The 14295-nt window shown below is 70.3% G+C and carries 12 protein-coding genes; 9 read left to right on the top strand and 3 right to left on the bottom strand.

Features of this window, described 5'->3' with window-relative positions:
• Positions 1–17 precede the first annotated feature (17 nt).
• A complete protein-coding gene (locus ABD204_RS03580; RefSeq protein ID WP_194423309.1) occupies positions 18–824 on the top strand; it encodes a MerR family transcriptional regulator in 807 nt (268 codons plus the stop codon).
• A gap of 39 nt (positions 825–863) precedes the next feature.
• Here the strand turns inward: ABD204_RS03580 and ABD204_RS03575 are convergent, their stop codons facing one another.
• A complete protein-coding gene (locus ABD204_RS03575; RefSeq protein ID WP_194423308.1) occupies positions 864–2432 on the bottom strand; it encodes a helix-turn-helix domain-containing protein in 1569 nt (522 codons plus the stop codon).
• 109 nt (positions 2433–2541) lie between these two features.
• Between ABD204_RS03575 and ABD204_RS03570 the strand changes: the two genes are divergently transcribed.
• From ABD204_RS03570 to ABD204_RS03560, 3 genes are read left to right on the top strand one after another with little or no spacing between them, the layout of a single operon-like run.
• Entirely contained in the window at positions 2542–3660 is a 1119-nt protein-coding gene (locus tag ABD204_RS03570; protein ID WP_194423307.1) for an alcohol dehydrogenase catalytic domain-containing protein, read from the top strand.
• Complete coding sequence (locus ABD204_RS03565) at positions 3657–4475, top strand: alpha/beta fold hydrolase (protein WP_194423306.1); 819 nt, start codon at positions 3657–3659, stop codon at positions 4473–4475. Before ABD204_RS03570 ends, ABD204_RS03565 begins: the two co-directional genes overlap by 4 nt.
• A 14-nt stretch (positions 4476–4489) precedes the next feature.
• Entirely contained in the window at positions 4490–5320 is an 831-nt protein-coding gene (locus tag ABD204_RS03560) for an alpha/beta fold hydrolase (protein WP_194423305.1), read from the top strand.
• 125 nt (positions 5321–5445) lie between these two features.
• Here ABD204_RS03560 and uraH read toward each other — a convergent pair whose 3' ends face one another.
• Together uraH and uraD are read right to left on the bottom strand one after the other, a co-directional pair.
• Positions 5446–5796, bottom strand: a complete 351-nt coding sequence (uraH, locus tag ABD204_RS03555) for a hydroxyisourate hydrolase (protein ID WP_194423304.1) — start codon at positions 5794–5796, stop codon at positions 5446–5448.
• Positions 5793–6323, bottom strand: coding sequence for a 2-oxo-4-hydroxy-4-carboxy-5-ureidoimidazoline decarboxylase (uraD, locus tag ABD204_RS03550; RefSeq protein ID WP_322597500.1), 531 nt, complete (start codon positions 6321–6323; stop codon positions 5793–5795). The genes uraH and uraD overlap by 4 nt, the downstream gene beginning before the upstream one ends.
• Positions 6324–6435: 112 nt before the next feature.
• On the opposite strand from uraD, the gene allB reads away from it, so the two are divergent.
• The 5 genes from allB to ABD204_RS03520 all read left to right on the top strand — a co-directional run bounded on the left by allB (position 6436) and on the right by ABD204_RS03520 (position 14281).
• Complete coding sequence (gene allB, locus ABD204_RS03545) at positions 6436–7821, top strand: allantoinase AllB (protein WP_322597499.1); 1386 nt, start codon at positions 6436–6438, stop codon at positions 7819–7821.
• A 22-nt stretch (positions 7822–7843) separates the two neighbouring features.
• Complete coding sequence (locus ABD204_RS14080; RefSeq protein WP_409263973.1) at positions 7844–10228, top strand: amidase family protein; 2385 nt, start codon at positions 7844–7846, stop codon at positions 10226–10228.
• Positions 10229–10284: 56 nt separating this feature from the next.
• Positions 10285–11502, top strand: a complete 1218-nt coding sequence (locus tag ABD204_RS03530; RefSeq protein ID WP_241747767.1) for a pyridoxal-phosphate-dependent aminotransferase family protein — start codon at positions 10285–10287, stop codon at positions 11500–11502.
• On the top strand, positions 11499–12809 hold the full coding sequence (locus ABD204_RS03525; protein ID WP_194423301.1) for an allantoate amidohydrolase: 1311 nt from the start codon (positions 11499–11501) through the stop codon (positions 12807–12809). Before ABD204_RS03530 ends, ABD204_RS03525 begins: the two co-directional genes overlap by 4 nt.
• Positions 12810–12904: 95 nt before the next feature.
• Positions 12905–14281, top strand: coding sequence for an amidohydrolase family protein (locus ABD204_RS03520; RefSeq protein WP_194423300.1), 1377 nt, complete (start codon positions 12905–12907; stop codon positions 14279–14281).
• The last annotated feature ends 14 nt before the right edge of the window (positions 14282–14295 follow it).

The following is a 14295-nucleotide window of genomic DNA, read 5'->3' as shown; positions in this document are numbered from 1 at the left end:
CGTGGGGTGGGATCACCATGTTGAGTATCGGAGAGTTCGCCCGGATCGTGGGTGTGTCGGTGAGGATGCTGCGTCACTACGACCGGCTCGGAATCCTCGTGCCCGCGCGGGTCGACGCGCACAGCGGCTACCGCTCGTATTCGTCCGCACAGCTGCCGCGCGCCAACCAGCTCGTCGCCCTCAAGGACCTCGGCTTCTCCCTCGAACAGGTGGGGTCGATGTTGGACGACGGACTGGCGGCAGAACGCGTGCAGGTGCTGCTCGAAGCACGGCGTGACGTCCTGCGAGCGCAGGTCGCGCAGGACACGCTGCGGCTGGCCCGCATCGAGGCGAAGCTCCGATTGATCGAGAAAGGACCGATCATGTCCGAATTCACCGAAACCGCCCTTCCCGCCCTCACCCTCGTGGGTGTCGCCACGAGCGTCGCGTCGATCGACGAGATCGAAGCGGACATCGGCCCCCTGTTCGATCGGGTCAACGGCGCGGTCGACGCCGTCGCTGCGACGCGGGTCGGCCCGGGCGTTGCGACCTACGACGTCGAGGGCGACGGGATGCGTGTGGTCGTGGGCGAACAGGTCGGCGATGCGCCGGTGCCGGCAGGACTGCAGCGCATCGACGTGGCCGCCGCCGACCGTGCGGTCTCGACCCGGCTCGAGGCCCCCGACCTTTCAGGCATCCAAGCCGCGTGGCAGGGGCTGATGGGCGAGGTCGAACGGCGCGGGGTGCGTCCGGCCGGCGCGGGTCGGGAGATCTACCTGCAGACGCCGTTCGACGGCCCGGACGCCTCGGGCTGGGTCATCGATCTGCAGCAGCCCGTCGTCTGAGTTCGTCCCCCGGCACCGCCGGTGCCGGGGGAGCCCGGCTCAGGTCGTCGACGGCCGGGGTTCCGACACGGCGATGAGGTCGTAGGCGCGCAGCGCCACATGCACATCCAACCGCTCCGGACCGTCGCGCCAGCCGGACAGGAGCTGATCCAGGCGGGACAGCCGCTGTCGCACCGTGTTCTCATGCACGCCGAGGTCGCGGGCGACGGTACTCACCGCTCCTTGTGCATCCAGATAGCGCAGCGCGGTGTCTCGGAGGACCGCGTCTCGCGTGGACGGGCCGCTGATCGGGCCCAGGCGTGAACGGATGAGCCGGTCCGCGTCCGGCGGCGCGCCCCCGACCGCGTAGGCGACGACGCCGAGGTCATCCCAGGTGGTCAAGCGATCCCCCCGGTTCAGACGTCGGGATGCCCGCGCCAGCAGATCCGCCTCGCCGTATGCGTCCGGCAGGCAGGTGTCATCGGATGCGGAGGCCGTCCCGCCGAAGTGTCGATGGGGGCGCAACGACTCGGCGACCCGGGATCGTGCGCGCGCGCCGCGGGTGACCGTCAAGACACTGCCGCGCACGATCGTGGCCAGCGCGTGATCCCCGAGCACGCGCCTGACATCGGCGAGGGCGCGACGCCTGCGCAGGGGATCGTCAATCTCGGCGACCACCACATCGAGGGGGCCGTCGCCGGGCAGACCGCTGCGCGCGGCGCGGTCATCGGGTCGTCCCGGCCCGATCAGTCGTTCGACCAGCTCCGCTTCGCGCAGATGGCGGGCGTCTTCGATGGCCTGCTCGTAGAGCAGCGACGTGGAGACGAAGCTGCCGATCACGTCTGTGAGCGCCTGCGCCTCCGGCCGGGGGGAGCTGACCTCCAGCACCCCACCCGCGTCGAGGGGTACGGTACGCGCCCCGTCGGTCATCGGGGCGTCCCCGGTGACGAGCCGCACGTCGCCCGCGATCTGGTCGGCGGCGACGGACATGATCTGGTCCGAGTCCATGCCCTCGGCCAAGGCCCGGCTCAGCCGGTTCGACAGGGCGAGCTCGGCCCGCCAGGCGGAGGTCTGGGCATCATGCCGCTCGGACTGGCGCTCCTGTGCGCGGCGGAGGTGGTCGCGTTCTTCCTTGAGCAGGTAGATCGCGACGGCCGCCGAGGCGATGAGTGCCGCCTCCTCGAGCTGTGCGCGCTGGGCGGGGGAGAATCCGCCGGGAGCGCGGTTGGCCACGGTGAGCGCGCCGATGACCTCACCGCCGGTGCGGATCGCCGTCGCCAGGATCGCCCTGACCCCCTCGGCCTTGACCGTGGCGTCGACGGCATCCACGTGCAGGCGGGCGAGGTCGGGCAGATAGTCCGCGCTCTCGGTCGTGACCCCCGCCGCCGCCATGCCGAGCACGCCGGTCCCGATCGGCATCCTGATCGCGGCATAGGCCGGCGTGCGGATCCCGTCGGAGAAGCGGATGCGAGTCTCCTGCGAATCCGGATCGTTCAGGCTGAGGTACGCGAGATCGCTGCCGATCGCGGCCCGCACCCGGCGCGCCAGGCCGGTGAGGACCCGTTCGGAATCGGGCAGGACGCTGAGATCTTGCGCCACCGCGCGCACCACGTCGCGAGGACCTTCCATCCCTTGAGTGTAGAAGCCCACAGGAAGAATACGTCTGAGTGGAGTAACCGATATAGATCCCCGAGAGTGTGATCGTCAGGATGGAAGGCACCATCGAAGGAGACGGGTGATGAAAGTTCAGGCAGCGGTGCTCGACACCCCCGACGCCGCGCGACCCTACGCCACGAGTCGCCCGCTCCGTGTCGAGGAGTTCGACCTCGAGGCGCCCGGCCCGACCGAGATCCTCCTCCGGATCGACGCGGCGGGGTTGTGTCACTCCGACCTGTCGGTGGTCGACGGCAATCGTCGGCGACCGCTGCCGATGGTTCTCGGCCACGAAGCCTCCGGGATCGTGACCGAGACCGGCGCGGACGTGCACGACCTCTCGGTCGGTGACCGTGTCGTGGCGACCTTCCTCCCGCTGTGCGGGACGTGCGAGGTGTGTCTGTCCGGCGACGGACGCCTGCCGTGTCCGGTCGGGTCGGCCGCGAACGGCGCAGGAACCCTCATCGGCGGTGGACGACGTCTGAGCCGCGGCGGAGCGCCGGTCAACCACCACCTCGGAGTCTCGGGGTTCGCGTCGCACGCCGTCCTCGATCGGCGGTCCGTCGTCCGGGTCGGCCACGATGTGCCCGCCGATATCGCCGCCGTCCTCGGCTGCGCGGTCCTGACCGGAGGCGGCGCCGTCCTCAACGCCGGGACGCCTCGGGCAGGCCAGACCGTCGCGGTCGTCGGCCTCGGCGGAGTCGGGATGGCGGCCCTGCTCGTCGCGGCCTCCATCGAGGGCGTGCACGTCGTCGGCATCGACGCCAACCCCGCGAAACTGGAACTGGCGATCGACCTGGGCGCGCATGGGGCGATGAGCCCGGCCGAGGCCCGCGACGGCGGGCTTGCGGCCGATGTCGTCGTCGAGTGCGCCGGTGTGGTGCCGGCCTTCGAAGCCGCGGTGGCGCTGACCGCACCCGGCGGGAAGATGGTCACCGTGGGTCTGCCCGCGCCCAACGCCCTCGCGAAGGTGTCGCCGCTGGAGCTCGTCTCGGGTGCCAAACAGATCATCGGCAGCTACCTCGGTTCGGCCGTGCCGGCCCGAGACATCCCGTACTACGAGAAGCTGTGGCGTGATGGGCGACTTCCGTTGGAGAAGCTGATCACCTCCCACGTCGCGCTGGCCGACGTCAACGAGGCCCTCGACGCGCTCGCCGAGGGGGAGGCCGTCCGGCAGATCATCGACGTCGGTGGGTCGGCGTGAGCATCGTCGAGGAGACCTCGGTGCGCGCCGGAGACGGTGCGAGACTGCACCTGGAGGGGGAGGGCCCAGCGTCCTGTCTCATGCTGCACGGACTCGGATACGCCGGTTGGGAGACGGCATTCCTGCGCGCCGCCGTCGACGCCGATATCGGGCTGTGGAGTCTCGACAACCGCGGGACAGGCCGATCGGATCCGCTCACCGGATCCTGCTCGATCGACGACCTCGCCGCAGACGCCGCGCGCGCCATCGACGCGCTCGGTGGCCCGATGGTCGTCCTCGGTCACTCCATGGGCGGCTACATCGCGCAGGCCCTCGCCCGCGCGCACCCGGAGAAGGTCGCCGGTCTGATCCTCGTCGCCACGAGCCCGGGCGGGCCCCGGGCGACGCCGGTCCCCGACGAGACCACCCGGGCCTGGCTCGCCGCGGCCGACCTGCCACCCGCCGAATTCGCCCGCGCGACGATGCCCCTTGCGTTCCGTCCGGGGTGGACCCGCGAGCATCCCGCACGATTCGAGCAGATCCTGTCCGCACGTCTGGCGTCCCCCACGCCTTCGGAGACGTGGCGGGCGCAGTTCGCTGCGTGCGCGCAGTTCCTGTCCGCCGACCACGACCCGCGCGACATCGCCGTTCCCACCGTCGTCATCCACGGCACGGCGGATCGGATCGTCCCGGTCGAAAACGGCCGACTGCTCGCCGAGACGATGCCGGCGGCACGCTCCCTCGAACTGCCCGGGGCCGGCCATCTCCCGCACCTCGAGGACCCGGCTCTCATCGGTCGGCACATCTCTGCGTTCATCCACGCCCACACCCCCTGAAGAGAGGAAAGATCATGCCGAGAATCGAAGTCGAACCCGGTGTCGAGATCCACTACGAAGACCGCGGCAGCGGCACGCCCATCGTGTTCATCCACGGCTGGGGCGGAAGCGGCGACGTGTGGGACCTGCAGGTCCTCGACCTCGCCGGTGACCACCGCTGCATCACCGTCGACCTGCGTGGCCACGGCGCGTCGGACAAGCCCTGGGGGGAGTACACCTACGACCTGTTCACCCGCGACATCCACGCACTCATCCAGGGTCTCGACCTCGACGAGGTCACCCTCGTCGGCTGGTCGATGGGCGGGCATCTCGCGCTGGCGTACGCGGCCGAGCATCCCGAGCGACTGGCGCGCGTGGTTCTCACCGGAAGCGGGCCGCGCTTCTGGCAGGCCGACGACGCCCCCTACGGCACGCCCGCCGGTGAGGTGCAGGGCCTGATCGACGCGGTTCGTGTCGCACGCACCGAGACGATCGCGGGCCTGTACGGCAACAACTTCCACCGCACCGACCTGACGGCGACCAAGGACTGGTTCGTCCAGATCGGTTGGCAGGTGCCCGCGTTCGTCGGGCTCACCAGCTTCCAAGCACTCATCGACAACGATCTCCGACCGCAGCTGCCGGAGATCGACCTTCCCGTCCACGTGTTCTCCGGGCGTCACGACCTCATCTGGGACCCCCGCTGGAGCGAGGAGGCCCACCGACTCCTGCCGAACTCGACGCTGACGTTCTTCGAGAACAGCGGCCATGTCGCGTTCGTGGAGAACCGGGTGGAGTGGAACGCCGCCCTCGCGGGCGTCATCGCCGGTCGCGCGCCGGCGGAGTCGTACGGCGTCGACGGCGCCTGAATCGCACTCCGAATCGACCCTGTGAACAAGACAGGAGATTTCGCTCGTGGCGCCCCGATATCCCCCCATATCGGGGCGCTGCGGACGAGTCTCCTGTCTTGTTCACGCAGGATCGCCGAGCTGCGTCAGCTACCGCGATAGGTCGAGTACGCGAAGGGGCTGAGCAACAGCGGCACGTGTAGGTGCGGCGTCTCACCCTCACCCGCCGGGGCGACCGTGAAGCTCACCGTCACCAGCGGGTAGAAGGCCTCGACCTGCTGCGCGTCGAAGTACGCGCCGGTGGCGAAGGTGATCATGTACGTGCCCGGGTCCAGGAGCGCGGGCCCCAGAGCGAGGCGGCCGTCGTCGTCGGTGAGTCCGTCGGCGATGTGTGCGACCTCACCGGAATCGTGCAGGCGGGCCAGCGCCACGCTGACAGCGCGCGCCGGCATGCCACGCGACGCGTCGAGGACATGGGTGGTCAGGTGCGTGGTCACGAGGTGCGTCCTTCCCGGTCGATCCGGTCGTCGCCGTCGATCGCGCCGCGGAGGCGGAGCAGGGCGATCTCGGCCAGCTGCGCACAGGCTTCGGCGACCTCCGCCTCGTCGTCGTTGGCCAGTCGTCGTTGCAGCTCGCCCAGGATCTGATCCGGGGTACGACCGGCGGCGCGGATCAGGAAGACGCGGTCGAAACGCCGCTCATAGGCGGCGTTCCCGGCGGTGATCGCCGCGACCACGGCCGGGTCGGCGTCGGTCATCGTCGACTGCTCGCGGCGTGAGGCGGTGGCCTCGGCACCCGCACCCTCGGCCTTCTCGCCGATGCGGGGATGTTGCGACAGGGCCTGGCCGAGTTCGTCGGGACCCCATCCCTTCGCGAGCTCCGTGGCACGCGCAGTGAGCATGTCGATCGAGGCATATGGTCGGCCGGCGACCACGGCGTCGACCCAGGCGGGGACCGCCGCCCACACCCGGGCGATGTCGCGCGCGGTCGCTTCGTCGAGAGAGTTGAAGTCGGAGAGGTACACGCTGGCACGGTAGCGCGGATCCGTTTCCCGCAGGTGACGGCCGGCCACGACGGCACACAGAATGTTCGTGCAGGTAACACCGCGGAAACGCGCCCCGCGTAACGTCAGCCGCGTGAAACCCGTGCGCACCGCGATCCGCGCTCGACGAGCCTTCATCGACGGATCCTTCCAGCCCGCCACCGTCGTGCTCGACGGCGGGCACATCGTCGACATCCTCGACCCCGCGGAGAAGACCACCGCCCAGTGGCGCGTGCTGGTGCCCGACGACGCCGTGCTGCTCCCGGGACTGGTGGACTCGCACGTGCACGTCAACGAACCCGGCCGCACCGAGTGGGAGGGCTTCCGCTCGGCGACCCTCGCGGCGGCGGCCGGGGGCATCACGACGATCGTCGACATGCCGTTGAACTCGGTGCCGCCCACGATCAGCCCCCGTGCACTGGAGATCAAGCGCGAGGCGGCTCGCGCCTCCGCCTACATCGACGTGGGGTTCTGGGGCGGGGCGGTCCCGGAGAACCTCGGGCGACTCGCGCCGCTTCACCACGCCGGCGTCTACGGCTTCAAGTGCTTCCTGTCCCCCTCCGGGGTGGACGAGTTCGGCCACCTCACCGCCGGGCAGATGGAAGAGGCGATGGTCGAGATCGCGGCGGTCGGCTCGCAGCTGATCGTCCACGCGGAGGACCCGACCTTCCTCGGACCGGACGGTCCGCTCGGCCGTGACTACGAGGGCTTCCTGCGCTCGCGTCCACCGGCCAGCGAAGAGGCGGCCATCACGAGCGTCATCGACGCGATGCGACGCACCGGCGCCCGCGCCCACATCCTGCACCTCAGCGATGCGCACGCGCTGCCCGCGATCCGGCAGGCGAAGGCCGAGGGCTTGCCGCTGACGGTGGAGACCTGCCCGCACTATCTGACGCTCATCGCCGAGGAGATCGCCGACGGTGCCGGGGAGTTCAAGTGCTGTCCGCCCATCCGCGAGGCGGCCAACCGTGACCTCCTGTGGGAGGGCGTGCTCGACGGCACCATCGACGGCATCGTCAGTGACCACTCGCCTTCCACGGTCGAGCGAAAGCGTGACGGCGACGGTGACTTCGGGCTGGCCTGGGGCGGTATCTCCGGCCTCCAGGTGGGGATGTCCGCGGTGTGGACGGAGGCGCGCGCCCGCGGTGTCGCACTGGAGAGGATCGTGCCGTTGTTCTCGACCGGACCCGCGGCGATCGCGGGTCTGGACGCCGGCCGGATCGAGATCGGCGCCGCCGCGAATCTGACGGTCTTCGGCGTCGATGACCTCTTTCCCGTCGACGCACGCACGCTGTTGCATCGCAACCCCATCTCGGCGTATGACGGCCGCACCCTCACCGGCCGTACCCGTCGGACGTGGCTGCACGGATGCTCGGTGTTCGATGTGACCGAGGGGGGCGCGGGTGATGCGCCGCAGTGGCGGGGCAACCCCGGCGGCCATCTGCTCGCCCGGGACGACTCCGACGATGCGGGCCGGTGAGCACATGGACGAGGATGACGACATGACGAAGGCGTTCGAGATCCTGCAGCCCGGCCGCGGCGAGATCCCCGGTGACCACTATCTGCCTGCGCGCCTGGACACCGTCACCTGGGGGCGCCTGCCCTGCGAGGCCGACGCCGAGGTGCTGCAGATCGTGCCGGGCGAGACGGTCACGATCGACACCGTCAGCCACGAGGGCATCCTGGAAGATCAGGGCAAGGACCCCCGCGCCTTCTTCGCGCGGCACGGTGTCGGACCGGCGGACGTGCTCGATGATGCGATCCAGATCGCGTCGGAGCTCGCGCGGGACCCGGCGCAGGATGGACCGCACGTCGTGACCGGGCCCATCCGCGTCGAGGGGGCCGAACCCGGCGATCTGCTCGCGATCACCGTCGAACGTCTCGATCCGCGCGTGCCCTACGGCGTCATCTCGAACCGGCATGGCAAGGGTGCGCTCGTCGGCGAACTGCCGCGCGGCGAACACACCGTGAGCGTTTTCTCCCCCGTCCACGAACGGGCCGGGCGTCTCTACGGCGCGCTCCCGCTGCACGACAGCGTGGAGGGCACCGCCGGGGTCCAGCGCGAGGTGGAGTATCCCCTGGACCCGTTCCTCGGCACGATGGGACTGGCCGTCAGCGGCGATCAGCGACCGCACTCGGTTCCGCCGGGCAGTCACGGCGGCAACATCGACATCAAGCTGCTCACCGTCGGTGCGACGCTCTATCTGCCGGTGCAGGTCTCGGGCGCACTCGCCTATGTCGGCGACCCGCACTTCGCCCAGGGCGACGGGGAGGTCGCGTTGACGGCGCTGGAAGCCTCGCTGCGGGCGACCCTGCGCTTCGATGTGATCCCCGCGGCCGAGGCGCGGGAACGCTTCGGGGAGCTGGACGGCCCGCTGGTGAAGACGCAGGAGTATCTGGTCCCGACGGGGATGCACGAGGACCTCGGCGAGGCGATGCGCCGGTGCGTACGGGCGTCCCTCTCGCTACTGCATGCCCGCTACGGCATGGACGAGCATCTCGCGTACGCCTACCTGTCCGCCGCCGTCGACTTCGACATCTCCCAGGTCGTCGACATCGTGTGCGGCGTGCACGCGCGCATCCGCGAAGCCGACTTCGACGGCCCCGCTGAATTGGCCGCGAGCCACTCCGCGACCACCGGGTTCGACGCAGTGGGCGGCGCGTTCGACGGATCCGTCTGGCGTACCGCGGGCGATCCGCTCTATCAAGGCGCCTGGGAGGGGCCGCTGAAGGGGTTGACCGTGGCGGTGAAAGACGTCTTCGCGATCAAGGGCTACCGGATCGGCGCCGGCAACCCGACCTTCCTCGACGGCGCACGACCCGAGCCGCGCACCGCCCCGGCCGTGGGTGACCTGCTTCGTGCCGGCGCCTCGCTGCGCGGCATCGCCCGCACGGACGAGTTCGCCTATTCGATCGCCGGCGACAACGTCCACTACGGCACGCCGCCGAATCCCGCCGCCCCGTGGGCGCTGCCCGGGGGGTCCTCCAGCGGTCCGGCCACGGCTGTATCGCTCGGTCATGCCGACATCGGTCTGGCCACCGACACGGCGGGTTCGGTGCGCGTACCGGCCTCGTACCAGGGCCTGTGGGGCCTGCGGACGACCCATGACTTCGTGCCCCGCCAGGGCCTGCTGCCGCTCGCGCAGTCGTTCGACACCGTCGCCTGGCTGACACGCGACGGCGACACTCTGCGACGGGTCGCGGACTGGTGCCTGAGCTACGACGGATCGGAGTCGACCGAGAGCGTGTACGGTCCCTCGGCCGAAGACCTGCCGTGGCGCTTCCTCGTGCCCCGCGAGGCGCTCGCCGTGGTCGAACCGGAGACCCGCGCCGCCTTCGAGCGGATGCTCACCCTGCTGGCCGCCGCCGACGAGCCTCCTGAAGTCGACAGCGTGGCGATCGGCGACCTCGATGACTACGCCGTTCCGTTCCGCGCGGTCCAGGGTGCGGAGGCGTGGCGCAACAACGGCGACTGGCTGCGGGAGCATCCCGGTGCGGTCGGACCGGCCGTCGCGGAGCGCTTCCGCGTCGCCTCACAGGTGACCGCCGACCAGGAGAAGGCGGCTCGTGCCGCGGTGAAGAAGATCGCGCAGTCCTTGGCCGACATCGTCGACCTGGGCGTCCTGCTGATGCCGACCGCTCCCGGTCCCGCGCCCTCGCGGACGGCCGAACCCGCCGATGTCGATGCGACCCGCCTGGCGAGTCTGCGCATGACCACACCGGCGGCCGTGGCCGGCCTGCCCTCCGTCTCGGTGCCCCTCCTCACGGTCGCGACCCCCGACGGGCCCGCGCCGGTCGGGGTGTGCCTGGTCTCACCGGCCGGCACCGACCTCGCGCTGGTGAGGCTGGCCCAACGCCTCGCCGCGACCGTCACCCGCACCGTGTGAACCGCATCCGACCCGCGACCGACACCCCGCATCCCGCACGACCGATCAGAGACACCATGACTTTCCCCGCCCCGATCGATCCGCCCGCCCGCCTGCTCATGGGCCCCGGCCCCATCTCCGCGTACCCGAGCGTGCTACGCGCCATGTCGGCGCCGCTGGTGGGCCAATACGACCCGTTCATGACGGCGACGATGAACGAGACGCAATCGCTGTATCGCGACGTGTTCGCCACCGCCAACGACGCCACCGTGCTCATCGACGGCACCTCGCGCGCCGGGATCGAGGCGGCGATCACCTCCCTCGTGCGGCCGGGGGAGAAGGTGCTCGTTCCGGTGTTCGGGCGCTTCGGACACCTCCTGGCCGAGATCGCCGAACGCGCCCTGGCCGACGTGCACACCATCGAGGTCGAGTGGGGGCAGGTGTTCACGCCCTCGGCGATCGAAGAGGCGATCACGCGGGTCAAGCCGACGCTCCTGGCGCTGGTCCAGGGCGACACGTCGACGACCATGTGCCAACCGCTGGAGGAGATCGGAGAGATCTGCCGACGTCACGGCGTGCTGTTCTACACCGACGCCACCGCCTCGCTCGGCGGCAACGACTTCGAAGCGGACGCATGGGGTCTGGACGCCGCGACCGCGGGTCTGCAGAAGTGCCTGGGCGGGCCGTCGGGTTCGGCGCCGCTGACCCTCAGCGACCGCGCGGTGGAGGTCGTGCGGTCGAGGAGCCGCATCGAGGCGGGTATCCGTGAGGAGGGCGACGCGAGCGCCGACGACTTCGTGCGGTCGAACTACTTCGACCTCGGGATGGTCCTCGACTACTGGGGCCCGCGGCGCCTGAACCACCACACCGAGGCGACCTCGATGCTCTACGGGGCACGGGAGTGCGCCCGCGTGCTCCTGCTCGAAGGTCGAAACGCGGTGATCGAGCGTCACCGCCGCATCGGCGACGCGATGCTCGCCGGGGTGCGCGGACTGGGCCTGGACGTGTTCGGCGACGTCGCCCACAAGATGACGAACGTCGTCGCCGTCGAGATCCCCGACGGGGTCGCCGGCGATGCGGCACGTCAGGCGATGCTGACGGACTTCGGAATCGAGATCGGCACGTCGTTCGGTCCGCTCCACGGCCGGGTCTGGCGTATCGGCACCATGGGGTACAACGCGCGGCCGGATGCGGTGTTCAGCACCCTCGCGGCGCTGGAGCACGTGCTGCGACGCTTCGGCGCCCGCGTGCCGGTGGGCGGCGGGGTCGACGCGGCCGCCGAGGCGTTGACATGACGGCGTCGCTGCTTCACATCTCGCCCGACGCGATCGCCGCGTCGGCGCGACGGGTGATGGGTCGCTGCGACGAACTCGCCCGGGAGACGTCGATGGACGGCGGTATCGAGAGGGTCTACCTTTCGCCCGAGCACGCGCGGGTCAACCGCCTCGTGGCGGAGTGGATGCGCGAGATCGGCATGTCGACGCGGCAGGACGCCGCGGGCAATCAGATCGGCCGCCTCGGTTCCGACCCGCGCGGCGCGACCGGTGGTGACGAACCGGCGCTGATGCTCGGGTCGCATCTGGACACCGTCCCCGACGCCGGCCGTTTCGACGGGATGCTCGGCGTGCTCATGGCGATGGAGGTCGTCCGGCTGCTTCGGGTGCGCACCGACGATCAGTGGCGCTCGGCGCTCGGGTTCGCTCTGGAGATCATCGCCTTCTGGGACGAGGAGGGCACCCGTTTCGGTACGGCCCTGCTGGGCTCCTCGGCGGTGGCCGGCACCTGGAAGGACGAATGGTGGAAGCTCACCGACGCCGACGGGACGACCCTGCGTCAGGCGTTCCTCGAATTCGGGCTCGACCCGGGACGCGTGGGCGAGGCCGCTCGGCGTCCGGATGAGCTCATCGGCTACCTCGAGGCGCACATCGAGCAGGGACCCGAACTCGACCGTCGCGGTGAGTCGCTCGCGGTGGTGTCGTCGATCGCCAGTGCGCGCCGGTTCCTCTTGACCGTCGAGGGTGAGGCGCGTCACGCCGGCGGAACGCCCTACGACATGCGCCGCGACGCGCTGCTCGGAGCCAGCGAAGGCGCGCTCGCCGTCGAGCGGATCTGCCGCGCCGAGCATCACATCATCGGCACGGTCGGCCGCTTCGAGGCCTTTCCGGGCGGGGTGAACATCGTTCCGGGCGAAGTGCAGTTCTCGCTCGACCTACGCGGCGAGTTCGACGGCGAGCGTGATCGCGTGTGGCACTCCCTTTCGGGCGAGCTCGACGAGATCATGGGGCGCCGTGGCCTGCGGTGGCGCGCGCGCGAGATCCACAGTGCCGCCGCGGTCGCGTGCGCGCCGCTGCTGCAGGATGTCATCCGGGAGGGCATCGGGACCACGACGGCCACGGCCGAGGATCCCGCCACGATCTTCAGTCGGGCCGGCCACGACGGGATGGCCATGGGGGGCATCACCGACATCGGCATGCTCTTCCTCCGCAATCCCGACGGCATCAGCCACCACCCGGCCGAGTCCGTCTCGACCGGCGATGTCGCCCACGGCATCCGCGCTCTGGCCGAAGCCGTGCTGAACCTCTCCCACGCCCGCACCACCTGATCCCCCCACCCCTTGCCCACCATGTCCCGATTCCGGTCCTCCACACGGCCTGAAACCGCAGAGATCGGGACACGCATCGCCACGACGGGACTCCCATGACACGTCTGCTCCTCACCAATGCCCGCCTCATCACGGTTCCCGCCGGCACCGACGACCCCGGCTTCATCGACGGCGGGTGGATGCTCGTCGAAGACGGGCGCATCGCCGGGCTCGGCGCGGGCGAGCCGCCGTCGGGCATGACCGCCGATGAAGTCGTCGACGTCGACGGGAGCTTCGTCGCGCCGGGCTTCGTGTCATCGCACAGTCACCTGTTCACGAGCGGACTGCGCGGGCTCGGCGTCACCGAGACCCTCTACGGATGGTGCGACTCGATGCTCGGGATGACCGCCGGCGCGAGCGCGGACGACATCTACTGGTCCACCCTGCACGGCGCGCTCGACTTCCTCGGCAACGGCGTCACGACCGCCTACAACTTCACCGATCCGCTGCAGTCCTGGGAGCGGATGGTCGAGGGGAAGCGGGTCGGTGACGCCCCGCTGCGCGAACTGGAGTACCACACGCGTCAGGCGGATGCATGCCTGGATGCGGGCATCCGCTTCGTGGATTCCATCGCGATGGATGCGACCGTCGGATCCGACGACGAGGTCCACGACCGGTTCGCCCAGAGCGTCGCCCACACCCGCTCCCTCGACCCCGACTTCGCGCTGGGCGCCTCGATCATGGGCCAGGTGCAGTGGTCGCCGCGTGAGGATGCCGCGGAGATCGAAGTCCAGGCGATGCGGCGGCTGGGGGTGACCAACCAGGCGCACTTCCTGGAGTCCCCGGAGGCCGTGCCGCTGCAGCAGGCGAAGTTCACGATGTACCGGGACGCGGGCGCGCTCGGTCCCGACATGATGTTCGGCCACTTCATCCAGACCACCCCGGAGATCATCGAGCAGGCCGCAGAGGGGGGCGCGTCCATGTCGTGGCAGCCGGCCTCGAACGGACGCCTCGCGTCGGGTGTCGCGCTGGTCCCGGAAATGCTCGAGCGGGGCATGAAGGTCGGGATGGGCCTGGATGATCAGGCCTGCACCGACGTGTCGGACCCGTGGCAGAACATGCGCATGGGGATGACGATGCAGCGGGCGCGCACGAAGGATCCGCTGTCGATGATGCCGGAGACCGTGCTGCGTCTGCACACGCTGGGAAGCGCCGAGATCATGGGGGTCGACGACCGTGTGGGAAGCCTCGAGGTGGGCAAGTTCGCCGACTTCGTCGTCGTGGATCCGCGCCGACCCGATGTCGGTCCGCTGTGGCATCCGGTGCGCTCGTACGTGCTGTCGATGAGCCTGCGCAACCTCAGTCGCGTCTACGTCGGCGGGCGGCTGGTGTCCGAGCACGGCCTGTCGACGAACCGGATGTCGGCCGAGGCGACCGTGCGCGTGCACGCGCAGCTTCCGCAGATCGCCGCCGAGCTCGGCCACCCGCGCTGAGACGGATGGGGAGA

It is taken from the genome of Microbacterium aquimaris, from assembly GCF_039531285.1.
Lineage (GTDB): Bacteria > Actinomycetota > Actinomycetes > Actinomycetales > Microbacteriaceae > Microbacterium > Microbacterium aquimaris.
Note: the sequence above shows the minus strand (reverse complement) of the source record. Positions and strands in the feature narration are given on the sequence as shown.

Excerpts from the sequence above, each read along its gene's own strand:
- ABD204_RS03570 (WP_194423307.1), top strand. The coding sequence starts at position 2,542 with ATGAAAGTTCAGGCAGCGGTGCTCGACACCCCCGACGCCGCGCGACCC.
- ABD204_RS03580 (WP_194423309.1), top strand. The coding sequence starts at position 18 with ATGTTGAGTATCGGAGAGTTCGCCCGGATCGTGGGTGTGTCGGTGAGG.
- ABD204_RS03530 (WP_241747767.1), top strand. The coding sequence starts at position 10,285 with ATGACTTTCCCCGCCCCGATCGATCCGCCCGCCCGCCTGCTCATGGGC.
- ABD204_RS03520 (WP_194423300.1), top strand. The coding sequence starts at position 12,905 with ATGACACGTCTGCTCCTCACCAATGCCCGCCTCATCACGGTTCCCGCC.
- ABD204_RS14080 (WP_409263973.1), top strand. The coding sequence starts at position 7,844 with ATGACGAAGGCGTTCGAGATCCTGCAGCCCGGCCGCGGCGAGATCCCC.
- ABD204_RS03560 (WP_194423305.1), top strand. The coding sequence starts at position 4,490 with ATGCCGAGAATCGAAGTCGAACCCGGTGTCGAGATCCACTACGAAGAC.
- ABD204_RS03575 (WP_194423308.1), bottom strand. The coding sequence starts at position 2,432 with ATGGAAGGTCCTCGCGACGTGGTGCGCGCGGTGGCGCAAGATCTCAGC.
- ABD204_RS03525 (WP_194423301.1), top strand. The coding sequence starts at position 11,499 with ATGACGGCGTCGCTGCTTCACATCTCGCCCGACGCGATCGCCGCGTCG.